This is a genomic window from Roseateles sp. P5_B10, assembly GCF_056400485.1.
The window spans coordinates 1-1,515 of the sequence record NZ_JBFULE010001069.1; the positions used below are offsets into that span (position 1 = coordinate 1).

Genomic DNA, 1,515 nt, shown 5'->3' on the forward strand with positions numbered 1-1,515 from the left:
CGACCACCTCGTCGGCCGCATCGAAGACCTTGTCGGGCAGGGTTTCCCAGACACGGATGCCGGTGATGCCGCCAACGACGTCGTTCAGGCTCTCCAGGTGCTGCACGTTCAGCGTCGTCCAGACCTCGATGCCGGCCTCGCACAGCTCCTGCGCGTCCTGCCAGCGCTTGGCGTGGCGCGAGCCCGGCGCGTTGCTGTGGGCCAGCTCATCCAGCAGGAGCACGCCGCCCGCTTGCTCGCGGCCCCAGGCCAGCGCGGCATCGAGGTCGAACTCGCGCAGGGTCTGGCCGCGGTGGACGATGTCCTTCAGCGCCAGGCGCGGCAGATCGCGCGCGATGGCCTCGGTGTCGGCGCGGCCGTGGGTCTCGACGACGCCGATGCGCACCACCCGGCCTTGGGCGCGAGCCGCATGCGCGGCGACCAGCATGGCGAAGGTTTTTCCAACACCCGCGTTGGCGCCGAAGAAGATCTTCAGCCGGCCGCGCTGGGCGGCGGCTTCGTCGCGCTGCAACTGGGCCAGCAGCGCGTCGGGGTCGGGGCGGGTGTCGGTCACAACCATCCGAGGCGCTTGAAGCGCCAGTACAGCGCCCCGCTGACGAGGACGATCACGCCCAGCGCCATCGGGTAGCCCAACGTCCATTTCAGCTCGGGCATGTGCTCGAAGTTCATCCCCCAGATGCCCGCCAGGGCCGTGGACGCCGCAAAGATGGCGGCCCAGGCGGCCAGGCGTTTGGTGACGAGGGACTCGTCCAGCGTGACCAGGGTGAGGTTGACCTGGGTCGCCGCGATGATGGTTTCGCGCGCGGCGTCGATGCTGGCCTGGATGCGCAGCAGGTGGTCGTAGACGTCGCGGAAGTAGTCCTGCAGGGCCTTGCAGACGACGGGCACGCGGCCACCGTGCAGCTTGGCCGTCACCTCCAGCAGCGGCGTGACGGCATGGCGCAGCGTGGCCAGGCGCTGCTTCAGCGCGAACAGGCGCTGCACGACGGACTGGCGATCCTGATGGGGCTGGAACATGGTCGCTTCCAGTTGCTCCAATTCGGCCTCGATGGCGTCGATGAGCGGGAAGTAGCGGTCCACGACGGCGTCCATCAGTGCGTAGAAGACRAAACCTGGCCCCTGGCGCAGCAGATGCGGCTCGCGCTCCGCACGCCCGCGCACGCCCAGGAAACCCTGGCTGCTGCGGTGGCGTACCGAGACGATGAAGCGCGCGCCGACGAAGACGTGCACCTCGCCCACCTCCAAGCCGTCGGTGCTGGTCTCCAGCAGATGCATCGCGGCGAACAGCATGTCGCCGTACTCTTCCACTTTGGGCCGCTGATGGCCCTTGCGGGCATCCTCGACGGCCAATGGCGGCAAGTCCAGCTCGTGCTGCAGCAGGTTGAGCTCCTCATCGCTCGGGTCGCGCAGCGCGATCCAGACAAAGCCGCTCGTTCTCTCCAGCGCCTCGGACACCCCCTCCAGGCTGGGCTCGGCCACGATGCGGCCATCCTCGTACACGGCGCTGTTGATCAG

The 1,515-nt window shown here is 68.6% G+C and carries 2 protein-coding genes; both read right to left on the reverse strand.

All coding sequences use genetic code 11. From position 1 onward, the window contains the following. The coding region (locus tag AC1DU6_RS30875) for a histidine kinase (RefSeq protein WP_477861919.1) at nucleotides 1-553 on the reverse strand (553 nt) is incomplete at its 3' end. Further along, nucleotides 550-1,515: magnesium/cobalt transporter CorA (gene corA, locus AC1DU6_RS30880; protein WP_477861921.1), on the reverse strand; the 966-nt coding region annotated here is incomplete at its 5' end. The genes corA and AC1DU6_RS30875, both read right to left, overlap by 4 nt.